This is a genomic window from Luteimonas sp. A277 (assembly GCF_054052045.1).
In genome coordinates this window covers 1-14476 of sequence record NZ_JBSVRG010000002.1, presented here as the reverse complement: position 1 = coordinate 14476, position 14476 = coordinate 1, and the positions used below count along the sequence as shown (strand labels likewise).

Here is a 14476-nt window from a genome sequence, read left to right as displayed (position 1 = left end):
GCCGCAGGCTCAAAACCCCCAGCTCAACACCAGCGCCACGCGCCCGTCCGCCAGCCGCGCATCACCCACCGACGCCGCCACCAGCTCGCTGTAGCTGGAGGTATCGCTGTACTGCAGGCGGGCGTTGATCGGCCCGAAGTCGCGGTCAAGGCCCACCAGCCAGTCGCTGTAGCTGTCGCCAGCGGCGTCGTCCAGGTCGTAGTGGCCGGCCTGCAGGCCCAGAGTGAAGCCGGTCTCGCCCAGCGGGAAGTCGGCGCCGGCGTAGTAGTACCAGCCCTTGGCGCCGAGGTTGAAGATGTCGGGCGAGTAGGCGACGCCGACGTTGTAGTAATCGGCGAATGCCAGGTTGGCCTCGATTTCGGTGTAGTCGATATCGTAATCGGCGCCGTTGTGGCCGGGGTAGGCCACGTGCGAGATGGCCACGTCCAGTTCCGTACCGGCACCCAGTTCCCCGGCCCAGCCGAGATAGGCGCTGACTTCGTAATCCATCCCGTCATCGGGATCGCCGAAATCCACGTTCGAGCCGGCGGCTCCCACATAGAACCCGCTGGCATGCTCAACCATCAGGTCCAGCTGCAGCGCCGGATCTTCCATGGTCTGCGAGACGCCGCGCCACACATAGTCGCTGGCGGCGACCAGTTCGCCGCCGAACGACCAGGCGGTATCCCCGCCGGCCTCCTGGGCGTGGGCGGGCAGGGCGGCAACGGCAAAAGCGGCCGTCAGCGCGGCGCAGATCGTGGACTTCATCATTTCCTGGACTCCAGCCCCGGACGGGCAAACCGGGCGACAATATACGCCAGCGGCCCCTGCGTAAATTCGCGTTGACAGGGCAGGGTACGCTCCCACCATGCCTGCCCCGAAATTTCCCCGGAGAATGCCGTGTCCCTGCGCTTTGCCCCCCTTGCCTGCGCCCTGATCCTCGCCGCCTGCGGTGGCAGCCAGCCCGGTGCCGATGGTTCCGGCGCAACCGGTGGCGCCGAGGAAAAGGTCCTCAACGTCTACAACTGGTCGGACTATGTGGCCGCGGACACGATCGCCAACTTCGAGGCGGCGACCGGCATCAAGGTCAATTACGACGTGTACGCCGAGAACGAGACGCTGGAAACCAAGCTGGTGGCCGGCGGTTCGGGCTATGACGTGGTCTTTCCTTCGGCGCGCCCGTTCGCGCAGCGCCAGATCCGCACCGGCCTGTACGCACCGCTGGATAAGGCGCAGCTGCCGAACCTCGAGCATCTGGACCCGGACATCATGGAAGGGCTGACCGACATCGACGAGGGCAACGCCCATGTGGTGCCCTATATGTGGGGAACGACGGGCCTTGGCATCAACGTTGGGAAGGTGACCGCGGCGCTGGGGGCGGATGCGCCGCTGGACTCCTGGAGCCTGCTGTTTGATCCGGCCAACGCGGCGAAGCTGGCCTCCTGCGGCATCCATGTGCTTGATGATGACCAGGAAGCGTTCAGCGCGGCCCTGATCTGGCTGGGCCGCGATCCCAATGCCGGTTCCGCCGATGAGATCGACGCGGTCAGGGAGGCCTATGCCGCCATCCGTCCGCATATCCGCACCTTCAACAACGCTGAATACAAGGACGCGCTGGCCAACGGCGACGCCTGCCTGGTGATGGGCTATTCGGGCGATATCGGCCAGGCCCGCGATGTGGCTACCGAGGCCGCGGAAGCCACCGGTCGCACCGCACCCGACATCCGCTACGTGATCCCGAAGGAGGGGGCGGTGCGCTGGATGGACGTGATCGCGATTCCCAAGGACGCCCGCCACCCCGGCAACGCCCACGCGTTCGTGAACTACCTGATGGAGCCGGCGGTGATCGCCGCCATCACCGACCACGTGGCCTATGCCAACGCCAATCTGGCGGCCACGGAGCTGATCGATCCCGGCATCGCCGCTGATGTGGGTGTTTATCCGCCTGAGGATGTACGCGAGCGGCTGGTGGATCCGGTCTCACTTCCCGATGACGTGCAGCGCCAGCGCGTGCGCGCCTGGACCGGCATCAAGAGCGGCCGCTAGGCAATGTCGGTTCCAGCGCGCAGCGTGATTGCCGAACCCTGGCGCGATCCGGGTGCACAGCCTTTCGTCCGCATCGAGGGCGTCACCCGGGTGTTCGGCCAGACCTACGCCTGCGATGACATCTCGCTGGATATCTACCGCGGCGAGTTCTTCGCGCTGCTCGGCGGCTCGGGCTCCGGCAAAAGCACGCTGCTGCGGATCCTGGCCGGGCTGGAACAGCCCGACCAGGGACGGATCCTGATCGACGGCCTGGACGTGACCAACCTGCCGCCCTACCAGCGGCCGGTGAACATGATGTTCCAGAGCTATGCGCTGTTTCCGCACATGACCGTGGCGCAGAACATTGCCTTCGGCCTGCGCCAGGACCGCATGCCGTCCGCAGAGATCCGCGACCGGGTGCAGGAAATGCTGGAGCTGGTGCGCATGCCCCAGCTTGGCAACCGCAGGCCGCACCAGCTCTCCGGCGGCCAGCGCCAGCGCGTGGCGCTGGCCCGGGCGCTGGCCAAGCAGCCCAAGCTGCTGCTGCTCGACGAACCGCTGGGCGCGCTGGACAAGCGCCTGCGTGAACACACCCAGTTCGAGCTGGTGAACATCCAGGAGCGGGTCGGCACCACCTTCATCATGGTCACCCATGATCAGGAAGAGGCGATGACCATGTCGTCGCGGATCGCAGTGATGGATACCGGGCGCATCGTGCAGGTGTCCACGCCGGCGATGCTGTACGAGTACCCGGCCACGCGCTTCGTGGCCGAGTTCATTGGCGGCATCAACATCTTCGAGGGCCGGGTGCTGGGCATGGACGAGGCGTCCGGCCAGGTGCGGATCCAGTGTGATGCGCTGGATGCAGAACTGCTGGCCCGCCATACCGACCCGCTGCCCGAAGGCACGGCGGTCAGCGTCGCGGTGCGTCCGGAAAAAGTGGACGTGCACGAGACCGAGCCGCAGCGCGGCACCGCCGCCACCGAGAACGTGGTGGTGGGCAAGGTGCGTGACATCGCCTATCTGGGCGACGTATCCATCTACCGGGTGGAGACGGAAGCCGGCGCCATCGTGCGGGTGCAGGAAACCCACGTGGCGCGCAGCTCGGAGCCGCATTACGACTGGGATGACACGCTGTGGCTGTCCTGGGAGGCGGCCAGCGCGGTGGTGCTGACCACATGAGCAGCCGGGGGCGCAACGCCGGCCTGTGGGACTTCTGGTTCGACGTGGTGCGCAACCTGTTCGGCTGGTTCCGCGCGGTCGGGCAGGAATTCCGCACCCGCCGCGGCCGCTTCCTGGTGACCGCGTTGCCGATGCTGTGGCTGGGGCTGTTTTTCCTGGTCCCGTTCCTGATCGTGCTGAAGATCAGCTTCGCCCAGGCCGTGTTCGGGCAGGCACCGCCGTACACCGCTCTCATCGAGCACACCGCCGATGGGGCGGCCTCGCTGCGGCTGCACGTCTCCAACTACGCGATGCTGCTGTCCGATCCGCTGTATGTATCGGCCTACGTGAAATCGCTGCTGTTCGCGTCCGTGTCCACGGTGTTCTGCCTGCTGCTGGGCTACCCGATCGCCTATGGCATCGCCCGCGCACGCCCGACGGTGCGGATGCTGCTGCTGGTGCTGGTGATCCTGCCATTCTGGACCAGCTCTCTGCTGCGCACCTATGCGCTGATCGGCATCCTCAAGACCAATGGGTTGCTGGCCCAGGCGCTGTCGGCGCTGGGCCTGGTGGGCCCTGATTTCGCGCTGCTGCATACCGATATCGCGGTGTATATCGGCATCGTTTACAACTATCTGCCGTTCATGATCCTGCCGCTGACCGCGACGCTGATGCGGCTGGACTTCACCCTGCTGGAAGCCGCGGAGGATCTGGGCTCCCGGCCTTGGCAGGCGTTCCTGCGGGTCACGCTGCCGCTGTCGATGCCGGGCATCATTGCCGGCGCGCTGCTGGTGTTCATCCCCGCGGTGGGCGAGTTCGTGATCCCCGACATTCTCGGCGGGCCGGATGCGCTGACCATCGGCCGGGTGCTGTGGATCGAGTTCTTCACCAACCGCGACTGGCCGCTGGCGGCCGCGGTGACCATCGCCATGCTGGTGCTGATCGTGCTGCCAACGCTGCTGTTCGAGTACTTCGAGAACCGGCGCAACGAGCGGGAGGCCGAGGCATGAGGCGCAACCCGACGCTGCTGTACACGGCCATGGTGGCGGGATATGCGTTCCTGTACATCCCGATCATTTCGGTGATCGTCTACTCGTTCAACGCCTCGCGGATCTCCACGGTATGGGGCGGGTTCTCCACCCGCTGGTACGTGGAACTGCTCGGCAACCAGCAACTGCTGGACGCGGTGCAGCGCAGCTTCCTGATCGCCGCGTTGACCGCCAGCGCGGCGGTGATGCTGGGCACGGCCTGCGGGCTGGCGCTGTCGCGCTTCGGCAAGTTTCCCGGCCGCGGCCTGCTGAGCCTGATGAACTCGGCGCCGATGGTGATGCCCGACGTGATGATGGGCCTGTCCTCGCTGCTGCTGTTCGTGACCCTGCAGCAGGCGTTCGGCTGGCCTGACCGGGGCATGGTCACCATCACCCTGGCGCACATCACGCTCACCGCCTGCTACGTGACCGTGGTGGTGCGATCGCGCATGGCGGGCATGGACGACAGCCTGGAAGAAGCCGCCATGGACCTGGGCGCCAAACCCTGGCGGGTGTTCTTTGTGATCACCCTGCCGTTGATCTCGCCCGCGCTGCTGGCGGGCTGGCTGCTGGCGTTCACCCTGTCGCTGGATGACCTGGTGATTGCCAGCTTCACCTCGGGCCCGGGCTCCAGCACCTTGCCGATGGTGGTGTATTCCAAGGTAAAGATGGGCGTGACGCCCGAGATCAATGCCCTGGCCACGATCATCGTGGTGCTGGTGGCACTGGGCGTCTGCCTGGCCGGAATACTGATGCATCGGCGCACCCCGGCGGATACCTAGGGCGGGGCGCTCGGAGCGGAACGGTAGAATGCGGCCATGCAGCCCGAAGCACCTTTGATCGCTGGCAGTGATGCCGATGGGCCGGACCAGGCCTGGATGCGTCGCGCCCTGGCCTTGGCCGAGCACGCCGAACGCGAGTTCGATGAGATCCCGGTCGGTGCGCTGCTGCTGGGGCCGGACGGAGATGTGCTGGGCGAGGGTTGGAACCGCAACATCACCGATCACGATCCCACCGGCCACGCGGAGATCATCGCCATGCGCCAGGCGGGCAGGGCGCTGGGCAATCACCGCCTGCTCGGCTGCACCCTGTACGTGACCCTGGAGCCCTGCGCCATGTGCTCGATGGCCATGGTGCATGCGCGCATTGCGCGTGTCGTTTATGCAGCCCCGGATCCCAAGACCGGCGCGGCCGGCGGGGTGTTCAACCTGCTGGAGGATCCCCGCCACAACCACCGCGTTGAGGTGGTGCGCGGGGTGCTGGCCGAAGAAGCGGGCCGGCGGCTGACCAACTATTTCCGGCGCAAGCGGGGCAAGGCGCCGCTCTGAAAGCGACCGGGTCCGGCGCCGTCGCTGCGCTATCATGACCGGCTGACCCTGCCGGACCCGCGTATGAATATTGTCTCCCCCGATGCTGCTGAAACCCGCCTGATCTGGCTCGACCTGGAAATGACCGGGCTGGACCCGCGGCGTGATTCCATCCTCGAGATCGCCACGGTGGTGACCGATTCGCAGCTGGAGATTCTGGCGGAAGGCCCGGTGTTCGCCATTGGCCATGATTCCGCCGTACTGGAGGCGATGGACGACTGGAACCGCAATCAGCACGGTGGTTCCGGCCTCTGGCGCCGGGTGCTGGAAGAGGGAGTGCGGATGGATGAAGCCGAACAGCAGACCCTGGCCTTCCTGCGCGAATGGGTGCCAGCCGGGGTGTCTCCCATGTGCGGCAACTCGATCTGCCAGGACCGGCGCTTCCTGTACCGCCGGATGCCGCAGCTGGAGCGCTATTTCCATTACCGCAACCTCGACGTGAGCACGCTCAAGGAGCTTGCCCGCCGCTGGGCACCCGAGGTGTTTGCCGGGGTGAAAAAGAACGCCGCCCACACCGCACTGAGCGATGTGCACGATTCAATTGCGGAGCTGCGTCACTACCGCAAACACATGGCGCAATTGGCCGGCACCTCGTAGGAGCGCGCCACGCGCGCGAAACCGCGTGACGCATCGCCATGGAACGCGGTTTTGGCGGGAACGTCCATTCCATCCGGCCCTTCGCGGCATGGACATGATTCACGCGGTTTCGCGCGCATGGCGCGCTCCTACCGGGGGGTATCCATCCGGCGGCGGGGATTACCGGTGGGGCGGGGCTTTGGGGCGGTCAGCCTGGGGCAGGGGCGCGCCTTGGGGGTCGTGGTGGAACACGCGCACGTCGCGTGGCGCCGAGCCGGGATTCATGCCCATCTCCTGCAGGCGGCTGTGCACGCGCAGCAACAGGTCGCTGCGTGTGCTGCCCAGCTCGTAGGACTTGGCCCAGGCGAACAACGTCAGCTCCACGCCGTTCTCGCCCAGGCGATTGAACACCACTGCCGGCGCTGGATCGTCGATCACGCCGGGGTGTGCACCGGCGAGCTCCAGCAGCGCATCGCGCGCCTGCTCCGGGTCGTCCCGGTAATCGAGCAGCAGGGGAATCTCGAAGCGGCGCCGGGGGTAGGCGGTGAAGTTGACGATCGCTGCGGTGGTGATGCTGCTGTTGGGCAGCACCACCACCCGGTTGTCCGCCGTGCGCAGGCGGGTCTGGAACACGCGGATGTGTTCCACCGTACCTTCCTGGCCAGCCACCTGGACCACATCACCTTCGCGGAAAGGACGCAGCACCACCAGCATGATCCCGGCGGCGATGTTGGACAGCGAGTCCTTCATTGCCAGCGCGATCGCCAGGCCGGCGGCGCCAAGCACCGCCACGATGGAAGCCACCGGCACCCCGAACTGCTGCAGGGCGGCAACCACCGCCACCACCAGCATGGCGGCGTACGACAGATAGCGCAGGAAGCTGGAGACCGTGCTTTCCGCGCCGATGCGCTTGAGCACCAGCTCCAGACGCTGGCTCAGCCGGCGTGCCAGCCAGACGCCTACCAGCAGGATCAGGGCCGCCCCGAGCAGTTTCAGGCTGGTTTGTTCCAGCCAGTGCAGGTAGCGGCCCCAATCGATTGCCATTGCCGGCTCCGGTCAGCCCGCTTTGGACTTGGCCAGCCGCAGCCAGGTGTCCACCACGGTGTCCGGGTTCAACGAGACCGATTCGATCCCTTCGTCCATCAGCCACTGGGCCAGGTCCGGATGGTCGCTCGGACCCTGGCCACAGATGCCCACGTACTTGCCGCGGGCGCGGGCGGCCTTGATAGCCATCGACAGCAGCTTCTTCACCGCCGGATCGCGCTCGTCGAACAGGCCGGCCACGATCGAGGAATCGCGGTCCAGGCCCAGGGTGAGCTGGGTCAGGTCGTTGGAGCCGATGGAGAAGCCATCGAAGATGTCGAGGAACTCGTCGGCCATCAGGGCATTGGAGGGCACTTCGCACATCATGATGATCTTCAGGTCGTTCTCGCCCTTGCGCAGTCCGTTTTCGGCCAGCACTTCGATCACACGACGGCCTTCATCCAGGGTGCGCACGAACGGGATCATCACCCACAGGTTGTCCAGGCCCATCTCCTCGCGCACGCGCAGCACGGCCCGGCATTCAAGGGCAAAGGCGTCGGAGAAGGACGGATCGACATAGCGGCTGGCGCCGCGGAAGCCGATCATCGGGTTCTCTTCCTCGGGCTCGTAGCGCTGCCCGCCGATCAGATTGGCGTATTCGTTGGACTTGAAGTCCGACATGCGCACGATCACCGGGTTCGGCGCCACCGAGGCGGTGAGGGTGGCAATGCCCTCGGCCAGGCGGTCGACGTAGAACGACACCGGATCGGCATAGCCGGCCGTGCGTTCATCGATCTGGCGCTTGATGGCCGCGTCCTGCTGGTCGTATTCCAGCAGCGCCTTGGGATGCACACCAATGTGGCTGGCGATGATCATCTCCAGCCGCGCCAGGCCGATGCCGGCGTTGGGCAGCTGGCCAAAGTCGAATGCGCGCTCCGGGTTGGCCACGTTCATCATGATCTTCAGCGGCGCCTCGGGCATGGCGTCCAGATCGGTGGTGATGCGTTCGAAGGGCAGGGCACCGTCGTAGATGAAACCGGTGTCGCCCTCCGCGCAGCTGATGGTCACTTCCTGTCCGTCCTGGATCAGCTCCAGCGCGTTGCCGGTGCCGACCACCGCCGGCACGCCCAGCTCGCGGGCGATGATCGCCGCGTGGCAGGTGCGGCCGCCGCGGTTGGTCACGATCGCCGCCGAGCGCTTCATCACCGGCTCCCAGTCGGGGTCGGTCATGTCGGCGACCAGCACATCGCCGGGCTGTACCTTGTGCATGTCGTCGATGCTGCGGATCACCCGTGCGGTACCGCTGCCGATGCGCTGGCCGATGGCGCGGCCTTCAGCCACCACCTTGCCGCGTTCGCCGAGCTGATAGCGCTCCATCTGGGTGGCCTTGGCGCGCGACTTCACCGTTTCCGGGCGCGCCTGAAGGATGTACAGCCGGCCGGTCACGCCGTCCTTGCCCCATTCGATATCCATCGGGCGGCCGTAGTGTTCTTCGATGGTCAGTGCCTGGCGGGCCAGCTCGTGCACATCCTCGTCGGTGATCGAGAATTTCGAGCGCAGTTCGGCCGGGGTGTCCTCGGTGCGCACGCGCTCGCCGGGGACATCGGAATACACCATGCGCAGCTGCTTGCTGCCCAGCGAACGGCGCAGGATCGCCGGCTTGTCCTTCTTCAGGGTGGGCTTGTAGACGTAGAACTCGTCCGGATTCACCGCGCCCTGGACCACCATTTCACCCAGGCCATAGCTGGCGGTGATGAACACCACGTCGCGGAAACCGGACTCGGTGTCCAGGGTGAACAGGACGCCCGAAGCGCCGGATCCCGAGCGGACCATCAACTGCACGCCGGCGGACAGGGACACTTCCTCGTGCTTGAAGCCATGGTGCACGCGGTAGGCGATCGCCCGGTCGTTGTAGAGGCTGGCGAAGACTTCCTTGACCTTGAGCACCACGTCATCGGCGCCGGTCACGTTCAGGAAGGTTTCCTGCTGGCCGGCGAAGCTGGCGTCGGGCAGGTCTTCGGCGGTCGCCGAAGACCGCACCGCCACCGCCACGTCGCCGCCGCCGTTGTCGGCGCACAGCTTTGCGTAGGCCTCGCGGATATCGCGGTCCAGCTCGGGCTGCAGCGGCGCGTCCACCACCCAGCCGCGGATTTCCCGGCCGGCCTCGGTTAGCGCCTGCACGTCTTCCACATCCAGTGCACCAAGACGGTCGAAGATCCGCTGGTACAAGGTGTTGTGGGCGATGAATACCTGGAATGCATCCGCAGTGGTAGCAAATCCGCCCGGTACGGTCACCCCCAGCTGGGACAGGTTGCCGATCATCTCGCCCAGCGAGGAATTCTTGCCGCCCACCTGGGCCAGGTCATTCAGCCGCAGGTCTTGCAGCCAGAGGGTATTGGCGCTCAAAGCGATGCTCCGGGAGGAATTTGGAAGTGGGATGCCGGGCACGGTCCGGCGGAAACCGCGCTATTTTAGCAACCCTCCACGCTTTAAGGCCCTTTCATGCCCACTGATTTGTCGCAACTTCCCGTCAGGCCGGTGTTCTACGTCTCCGACGGCACCGGAATCACCGCCGAAACCATCGGCCACAGCCTGCTGACCCAGTTCGCCCAGGTCAATTTCCAGACCGATCGGATGCCGTTCATCGACACCGAGGAGAAGGCTCATAAGGCGGTCGCCGAGATCATCGCGGCGGGGGAAACGCACGGCACGCGTCCGATCGTGGTGAATTCCTGCGTCAACCCGGAGCTGAACAAAATCCTGATCGGCAGCGGGGCGCTGATGCTGGATGTATTTGCCCCGTTCATCCAGCCATTGGAGGAATTGCTGGACACCAAGCGTCAGCTCAACGTGGGGCAGGCCCACGGCATGGTGGATTTCGACACCTACCACCGCCGTATCAACGCGATGAACTTCGCCCTCAGCCACGACGACGGCATGTCGGTGAACTACGACGAGGCCGAGGTGATCCTGGTCGCGGTTTCACGGGCGGGCAAGACGCCCACCTGCATCTATCTGGCGCTGCACTACGGGATCCGCGCGGCGAACTACCCGCTGACCGAAGAAGACCTGGAGCAGGACCGGCTGCCCGCACGGCTGCGCAAGCACCGTCGCAAGCTGTTCGGACTCACCATCGATCCCCAGCGCCTGCACCAGGTGCGCCAGGAACGGCGGCCCAATTCCCGCTACGCCGAGTTGGAAACCTGCAAGCGCGAGGTCGCCGCCGCCGAGACCATGTTGCGCATGGAACGGGTCCCCACGCTCAGCACCACCCACGCTTCGATCGAGGAGATTTCAAGCCGGATCCTGTCCCATCTGGACATTCATCGGGAAAAGTTCTGAGCGTGTAGCATCGGTTGCATGTCACACGTTGCCACCCGCGCCAAGCGTGTTCCCGGGCTCAGCCGCCTGAGCTGGCTGATGGCGCTGTACGCGGAAAACCACGCGCTGCTGACCCGGCTGTTCGAGCCGGCCGACCTGCTGCCCGGCAGCTATCTGTCTCGCGCAGGGGATGGCATCGACTTGCGGCTGGATGTGATCGAGTGCCACCGTTACACCACCGAGCTTCGCCTGAGCTACGGGCTGTGCGACCCGGTCACCGGCCAGCCCGATCCCTCCGCCTACCTGCGCTTTTACCACGATGCCAAGCAGGTGGAGGCGACCCATTGCTACCTCGGCCGGCGCTGGCAGGACGTGATCGGCATGCACCCGCCGCCGGCGCGCCTGGTGGGGCACCGGATGCGCATGAACACCTTTCTCGGCAAGTGGCTGCACTACCTGGCTGAACGTGGCCACGGGGTGGCCACGCTGGTGCGTGACGATGCGGCACCTCTGCCCGCTGTTCAGCGCTCGGGCACCGTCCACAGGTAGACCATGCTGCCGTTGACCTCGCGGGTCTGCTCCGGCTCCCACTCGTTGGCCATGTCGAACGAGTGGCTGACGATGCGGGTCCCCGGGCGCAGTTCGCTCAGCAGTTTCGGCCGCAGTTTCACGTTCAGGCTCTGCAGCAGGTAGAGGGTCACCACCGTGGCGTCGCTGATGTGGGCGTCAAACAGGTCGCCTTCGATGAAGGTCACCTTGTCGGTCACCCCGGCCGCTTCGGCGTTGGCATTGGCTTCCATGATCCGCACCGGGTTGATATCGATGCCCACCGCGCGGATCCCGAACCTCTTGGCTGCGGTCACCGGAATGCGGCCGTCACCCGAGCCCAGGTCGTAGAGCACGTCGTCAGGACCCACTCCTGCCATTTCCAGCATGGCGTCCACCACCGGCTCGGGCGTGGGCACGTAGATCACGTCCGGCGTGCGGGCCGGGGGCGGGGCGCCGTCTTCATACGGTGACTCCGGCCCGGTCGCGGCCGTGATCGGAGGCAGGGTCCCGATGTCGTCCTGCCCGGTTGCCTCCACCGCGTGCATGCGGGGCTCCACGGCTTCGTCCGCACATGCCGACAGCAGCGGCACCAGCAGCACCAGGCAGGCAAGGGTTTTGATCACTTTCATTCGCGGCTCTCCCGTTCAATTGGATCGGATGGTTTCAGATACAGCAGCAACACCCCGCCGGCCAGCAGCACCGCTACGCCGGCCACCGCCCCGGCGCCGGTATAGGCCAGGCTGGAATAGAGCAGGTACGCGCAGGTCAGGCAGAACACCAGCGGGAGCAGGGGATACATCGGCACCCGGAACGGCCGCTCGATGCCTGGCGAACGGCGGCGCAGTACGAACAGGCTGATGCCCACCAGCAGGAAGAACAGCCAGAACACCGGCGCGGTGTATTCCACCGCCATCCGGAAGCCATCCAGCGCCATTGCCCCCAGCCCCACGAGAAGCAGGGCAAGTCCACCCTGGACCAGCATGGCGGTACGCGGCGACCCGCTGCGTTCGTCCCAACGGCCGATGAAGGCCAGCGCCGGAAAATCCCGGCCCACCGCATAAACGCTGCGTGCGCCGGTGATCAGCGTGGCATTGGCTGAAGTCAGCGCCGCCGCTACCACGATCCCGCTCATCAGCCATGCCCCACGGTCACCGAACACGTGCGCCATCAGGTCCGCGGCTACTGCGTCGGAGTCCGCCATGCCTCCCAGCCCAAGCACGCGCAGGTAGGCAAAGTTGATCAGCAGATAGAGCAGGGAGATCACCACCAGGCTGAGCACCAGGATCCGCGGCATCCAGCGCTGCGGATCGCGCACCTCGGCGGTGATGTAGACGGCCTCGTTCCAGCCGCCGAAAGTGAGCAGCACGAACACCAGGATCAGGCCCATGGCGCTGTCCCCGCCGGCAGGCGCCGCAACCGCGGTATCTCCCGGTGCCAGCAGCAATCCAGCCACGATGATCAACACCACGCCGCCGATCTCCAACACCGTCAGCCAGAACTGCGCCGCCGCACCCTGGCGGATCCCCAGCCAGTTGATGGCCGTAAGTACCACCACCGACAGCGCAGCGTAGAGGGCGGCCGACCCGGCTCCCAGGCTGAACACCTGCGACATGTAATCGCCCACTACGAAGGCCAGCAGCGCGATCGATCCGGTCTGGATCACCGCCAGCCGCGCCCACGCGTACAGAAACGCCAGCCGCGGTCCATAAGCCCGGCGCAGGTAGTTGTAGTCGCCGCCGGCCTGGGGATAGGTGGTCGCAAGCTCCGCGTAACAGAGCGCGCCAATGATCGACAGCAGGCCGCCCACCAGCCAGGCGCCCAACATGACCGCTTCACTGCCCGACGCCCCGGCCACCAGTGACGGCATGCGGAAGATGCCAGCACCCACCACGATGCCAATCGTGATCGCAAACGCATCCCGGGGACGCAGGACGGGGCGGGGCAGGGCAGAGGCCAAGGAGGAGCCGGGCCGCTGTCGTTTCAGATCCATGAAACTCCGCTATTCGAAGCGATGCGCCACAGGCCGCACCGCCGGAATGGCCGGCGTTGGAACAGCCGGGGGATTTCGGATGACGTGAACCAGACCGATGGTACCCGGTACGACGATGGATGAAGACGAGCCCGCGGAACGCACGAATGGAGACTGCAGCAGACAGGCGCAGTGCGGATGACAGACAGCAAAAAGGCCCGCCGAAGCGAGCCTTTTTGCTTGAATAAGTGGCGTCCCCACGGGGATTCGAACCCCGGTCGCAACCGTGAAAGGGTTGTGTCCTAGGCCTCTAGACGATGGGGACGCTGATGCAGTCATGATATCCGACCGGCCTGTGGCCGGATACCTTCAAATTTTGGTGGAGCCAGGCGGGATCGAACCGCCGACCTCCTGCATGCCATGCAGGCGCTCTCCCAGCTGAGCTATGGCCCCACATCGTGTGGAGCCGGAAATTGTAATGGGGGTTTTGATTAAGCGCAACACCTTGGACGCATCTCACGGGAAATGCTGTCTTCTGCCTGCACAGACGCTTCAATCAGGACATGGGTTCCGGGGCCGCACCAAACTTGGGGGGCAGGGGGATGAACTCCTTGTCATCCATATCAGGCAATCGCATACGCCCGGCAGCCCAGTCGGCACGCGCCTGTTCAATCCGCTCCCTGGATGAGGAAACGAAGTTCCAGTCGATGTAGCGCGGGCCAACCGGCTCTCCACCCAAAGCCATCACCACCGCGTCGCTCAGTGCAGTGATGTCGGCGGATTTTCCCGGAGCCAAGACGGCCATGCTTCCGACCTCCACGCGTTGGCCGGCCACCTCGACGTCACCATTGGCCACGTAAACCGCGCGCTCGGTGTATTCGGGCGGCAATGATGTCCGCGAGCCGCCCCGCAGCTGCCAATGGACGTAGAACTGAGGCGAATCCACCTTCACTGGCGACTCCACGCCGGCCAGGCGCCCGGCGATCAGGCGTCCAACAACGCCATCCCCGCTGAACACCGGGAGAGCTTCACTGGTGTAGTGCCAGAAACCCGGATCCATTTCTTCACGCTCATTGGGCAGGGCTACCCAGGCCTGGATGCCATCCATGGGCCCGCCGAGGGACCGATCATGCGGCGCTTGGCAAACGGCAGCACCCGCCCGACTTCAAACGCCCCCAGGTCACGACGGCGTTGCTGGATGATGAGTTCGATCATCTCGAACCTCCGGTGCTCGTGGCGATCAAGGCAGCCCGCGCACCGCTGGCGACAGCCGCCAGCGGTGCAGGGTGCATCAGCTTTCGCTCATGCCCGAGGCTGGCTCGGGTGCGCTTCCGTGACGCACCTTTTCCTCGATCCGGCGGCCCACGTCAGGATCGATCGACTTCCAGTATTCGAACGTGCGTTCCAGCACCGGACTGCGCACGCCGCCCAGCAGGGCACCGGCCACCGTCTCCACCAGGCCATCTCGATCGGCGTCG

The 14476-nt window shown here is 65.6% G+C and carries 16 protein-coding genes and 2 tRNA genes; 8 read left to right on the top strand and 10 right to left on the bottom strand.

Annotated features, from left to right (window positions below; all coding sequences use genetic code 11):
- Positions 1–9: 9 nt before the first annotated feature.
- Positions 10–750: a TorF family putative porin gene (locus ACW7G2_RS02130; RefSeq protein ID WP_456972257.1), complete on the bottom strand. Its 741-nt coding sequence runs from the start codon at positions 748–750 to the stop codon at positions 10–12.
- Between the two features lie 129 nt (positions 751–879).
- Between ACW7G2_RS02130 and ACW7G2_RS02125 the strand changes: the two genes are divergently transcribed.
- From ACW7G2_RS02125 to orn, 6 genes are all read left to right on the top strand, one after another.
- Positions 880–2025 carry a polyamine ABC transporter substrate-binding protein gene (locus ACW7G2_RS02125; protein ID WP_456972255.1) on the top strand — a complete coding sequence of 382 codons (1146 nt, stop codon included), beginning with the start codon at positions 880–882 and terminating at the stop codon, positions 2023–2025.
- Between the two features lie 3 nt (positions 2026–2028).
- Positions 2029–3186: an ABC transporter ATP-binding protein gene (locus ACW7G2_RS02120; protein ID WP_456972253.1), complete on the top strand. Its 1158-nt coding sequence runs from the start codon at positions 2029–2031 to the stop codon at positions 3184–3186.
- Complete coding sequence (locus tag ACW7G2_RS02115) at positions 3183–4175, top strand: ABC transporter permease subunit (protein ID WP_456972251.1); 993 nt, start codon at positions 3183–3185, stop codon at positions 4173–4175. The genes ACW7G2_RS02120 and ACW7G2_RS02115 overlap by 4 nt, the downstream gene beginning before the upstream one ends.
- Positions 4172–4975, top strand: a complete 804-nt coding sequence (locus tag ACW7G2_RS02110; RefSeq protein ID WP_456972249.1) for an ABC transporter permease subunit — start codon at positions 4172–4174, stop codon at positions 4973–4975. The genes ACW7G2_RS02115 and ACW7G2_RS02110 overlap by 4 nt, the downstream gene beginning before the upstream one ends.
- Positions 4976–5011: 36 nt before the next feature.
- Complete coding sequence (gene tadA, locus ACW7G2_RS02105; RefSeq protein WP_456972247.1) at positions 5012–5521, top strand: tRNA adenosine(34) deaminase TadA; 510 nt, start codon at positions 5012–5014, stop codon at positions 5519–5521.
- 69 nt (positions 5522–5590) lie between these two features.
- Positions 5591–6157 carry an oligoribonuclease gene (gene orn / locus ACW7G2_RS02100; protein ID WP_456972814.1) on the top strand — a complete coding sequence of 189 codons (567 nt, stop codon included), beginning with the start codon at positions 5591–5593 and terminating at the stop codon, positions 6155–6157.
- A 159-nt stretch (positions 6158–6316) separates the two neighbouring features.
- Here the strand turns inward: orn and ACW7G2_RS02095 are convergent, their stop codons facing one another.
- Both ACW7G2_RS02095 and ppsA read right to left on the bottom strand, forming a co-directional pair.
- Positions 6317–7180, bottom strand: a complete 864-nt coding sequence (locus ACW7G2_RS02095; protein WP_456972245.1) for a mechanosensitive ion channel family protein — start codon at positions 7178–7180, stop codon at positions 6317–6319.
- Positions 7181–7192: 12 nt separating this feature from the next.
- Positions 7193–9565: a phosphoenolpyruvate synthase gene (ppsA, locus tag ACW7G2_RS02090; protein WP_456972243.1), complete on the bottom strand. Its 2373-nt coding sequence runs from the start codon at positions 9563–9565 to the stop codon at positions 7193–7195.
- A gap of 96 nt (positions 9566–9661) precedes the next feature.
- On the opposite strand from ppsA, the gene ppsR reads away from it, so the two are divergent.
- Positions 9662–10501: a posphoenolpyruvate synthetase regulatory kinase/phosphorylase PpsR gene (ppsR, locus tag ACW7G2_RS02085; protein WP_456972241.1), complete on the top strand. Its 840-nt coding sequence runs from the start codon at positions 9662–9664 to the stop codon at positions 10499–10501.
- Positions 10502–10519: 18 nt separating this feature from the next.
- Positions 10520–11029 (top strand): DUF1249 domain-containing protein, encoded by a 510-nt coding sequence (locus ACW7G2_RS02080; RefSeq protein ID WP_456972239.1) that lies wholly within the window; start codon positions 10520–10522, stop codon positions 11027–11029.
- Here ACW7G2_RS02080 and ACW7G2_RS02075 read toward each other — a convergent pair.
- The 7 genes from ACW7G2_RS02075 to ACW7G2_RS02045 form a co-directional block, all read right to left on the bottom strand.
- Positions 11002–11658, bottom strand: a complete 657-nt coding sequence (locus ACW7G2_RS02075; protein WP_456972237.1) for an SAM-dependent methyltransferase — start codon at positions 11656–11658, stop codon at positions 11002–11004. The genes ACW7G2_RS02080 and ACW7G2_RS02075 overlap by 28 nt on opposite strands.
- A complete protein-coding gene (locus ACW7G2_RS02070) occupies positions 11655–13019 on the bottom strand; it encodes an APC family permease (protein ID WP_456972235.1) in 1365 nt (454 codons plus the stop codon). The genes ACW7G2_RS02075 and ACW7G2_RS02070 overlap by 4 nt, the downstream gene beginning before the upstream one ends.
- 228 nt (positions 13020–13247) lie before the next feature.
- Positions 13248–13323: transfer RNA gene (locus ACW7G2_RS02065), tRNA-Glu, on the bottom strand.
- A gap of 52 nt (positions 13324–13375) precedes the next feature.
- Positions 13376–13451 (bottom strand) — tRNA-Ala (locus ACW7G2_RS02060).
- 103 nt (positions 13452–13554) lie between these two features.
- The gene (locus tag ACW7G2_RS02055) at positions 13555–14106 is read right to left on the bottom strand and encodes a pirin family protein (RefSeq protein ID WP_456972233.1); all 552 of its coding nucleotides are present in this window, start codon (positions 14104–14106) and stop codon (positions 13555–13557) included.
- On the bottom strand, positions 14082–14213 hold the full coding sequence (locus ACW7G2_RS02050; RefSeq protein ID WP_456972231.1) for a hypothetical protein: 132 nt from the start codon (positions 14211–14213) through the stop codon (positions 14082–14084). Before ACW7G2_RS02050 ends, ACW7G2_RS02055 begins: the two co-directional genes overlap by 25 nt.
- Before the next feature lie 76 nt (positions 14214–14289).
- Positions 14290–14476 (bottom strand): catalase-related domain-containing protein (locus ACW7G2_RS02045; RefSeq protein WP_456972229.1); only part of this gene is annotated, 187 nt, incomplete at its 5' end.